This is a genomic window from Anaerofustis stercorihominis, assembly GCF_005844425.1.
Taxonomy (GTDB): Bacteria; Bacillota; Clostridia; order Eubacteriales; family Anaerofustaceae; genus Anaerofustis; species Anaerofustis butyriciformans.
On record NZ_SPHL01000074.1, the window covers coordinates 1 to 2,295 of the forward strand.

General features: G+C 27.0%; 2 protein-coding genes. One reads left to right on the forward strand and one right to left on the reverse strand.

The features are described from left to right. Positions 1–186: 186 nt before the first annotated feature. The gene (locus FGQ49_RS10165) at positions 187–1,182 is read right to left on the reverse strand and encodes a LacI family DNA-binding transcriptional regulator (RefSeq protein ID WP_138269753.1); all 996 of its coding nucleotides are present in this window, start codon (positions 1,180–1,182) and stop codon (positions 187–189) included. Between the two features lie 213 nt (positions 1,183–1,395). On the opposite strand from FGQ49_RS10165, the gene FGQ49_RS10170 reads away from it, so the two are divergent. Next, positions 1,396–2,220: a putative RNA methyltransferase gene (locus FGQ49_RS10170; RefSeq protein WP_138269754.1), complete on the forward strand. Its 825-nt coding sequence runs from the start codon at positions 1,396–1,398 to the stop codon at positions 2,218–2,220. Positions 2,221–2,295 lie beyond the last annotated feature (75 nt).

The following is a 2,295-nucleotide window of genomic DNA, read 5'->3' on the forward strand; positions in this document are numbered from 1 at the left end:
TTTTTGTCATTTTTTTTCATTGACTTCTTCTCGTATGCTTATCCAGCTATCCGCTCGAAACAGCTTTGTTATATTATCACTTTATTCCTTATCTGTCAATACCTTTTTTACATTTTTTTGCAGTTTTTTTACTTTTTTTATAAAAAATAAAAAAAGGCTGTAAAAACAGCCCTTAGAGTATTTCAATTACTTTACAGATTCACCTTCTATTATACTATGTGATACTATTATTTTTTTCTCTTTCAAATCCTCACCTTCAAGCAATTTAACAAGAAGTCTTGCACTTATTGCCCCTACATCATACATATAGTGATTTATGCTTGTAAGAGTTGGGTTAATCCACCTTCCTACTTCGCAAGAATTTAAACTTGCAATACTTACATCATCAGGTACTTTCTTTCCTGATTCTTCAATAGCTTTTATTGCACCAAGAGCCATTTCATCATTACCACATATAACTACATCAGGAAGAGTTCCTTTTAACATTTCCTGCATAGCTAAATATCCACCTTTCATCGTAAAGGCATTTTCATAAATCTTGTTTTTTTCTATTTTCATTCCAAGCATTTTTGATGTTGAAAAAATAACTTCTTCATTCTTTTTAGCATTATAATCTCTATTTTTATCGCCATGTATTAATCCAAGAGTATTATGTCCTTTTCCTTTAATATATTCCATTAGTGCATATATACCTTGATTATAATCATTGATGACACTTGAATATTTTCCCGCAGGGTCTTCAACACCACATAATATTACAGGCATATTCATATATTCAAATTTTCTTTTAACAACATCATCCAGTTCCCTACCCGCAAAAATAATTCCATCACATTGTTTTTGATAAAACAAATCCATAAATTCTTCTTCTTTTTTGCTATCTGCATCGCTATTGCAAATTATGGCATTATACCCGCTTTGCATACTTATATCTTGTACACCTCTGGCCATTTGAGCATAATAAGGTATTGTAATATCATGTATAACAACACCAACAGTTTCAGTTTTTTGCAATTTTAAACTTCTAGCTATGGCATTTGGTCTGTATCCTGTTTCTTTTATTGCTTGTAAAACCCTGTCTTTTGTTTCTTCATTTACCAAAGGTACATTATTTATTACACGCGATACGGTAGCTATAGAAACGTTTGCTTTCTTTGCAACATCTTTAATTTTTGCGCTCAATGTAGCACCTCCATATTATTACATCTGTCATTATAAACTTCATTGCCATGTAAAAGTTTAAATTATTCTACCACATCATGTAATTATTTTCAATTAGTTATGATTTTTTAATAAAAATAATTAAAAAAAACTACATATAAATATAAAGTTGATTGAAAATATTGAAAATTTTTATATAATTTTATATAAGAAATTAAAAAAAAGAGAGAAAATATGAAAAATAGCAATTTAAAGTTTAAACATGTTGAAAATTATTTCATGTGTCCAATATGTAAAAATGAAATGCATATTGAAAATAACACATTAAAATGTCAAAATAATCACTGTTTTGATATTGCAAAAAAAGGATATATTAATTTTTTATCAAATAGAAAGCCTCAAAAGGGTTATGACAAGAGTTTCTTTGAAAATAGGAACATTATATTAAACCAAGGATACTATGACCACATATGCGATTATATCCAATCTTATATAAACACTTTTAAACCTGACACAGTTATTGATGCCGGATGCGGAGAAGGTTTCTATGTCAAAAAATTATATAATGAAAACATAGATTTTTTTGCTTTTGATTTATCTAAAGATGCTATTAATGTTGCAGCAAGAGGCATGAATAATATTTGTTTTTTTGTTTCAGACATACAATCTATTCCACTAAAAGATAATTCTATTGACTGTATGTTAAATATATACACACCGGCAAATTATCCCGAATTTAAAAGAGTATTAAAGAAAGATGGTATTATAATAAAAATAATTCCGGGTCTTTCTCATTTAAAAGAATTAAGACATATTGTTAAAGACTCATTAAAACATGAACAATACGATAATAAAGAAGTAATTGATTGTTTTAAAGAACATTGTACATTATTGGATATGAAAGAACTTAATCAAACAAAAACAATTTCCATAGATAATTTAAAATCTTTCTTAGATATGACACCGTTATTGTTTGATATTGATAAAAGTAAATTTGATTATAATAATGTAAATGAAATAACTATTTCCGCTACCGCATTAATTGGAAAAATAAGATAAGAAGAAATTGAAAATTTTTTATAAAAAAAGAACATCTTTATTGATGTTCTTTTTTATTTATCATTTACTAAAATT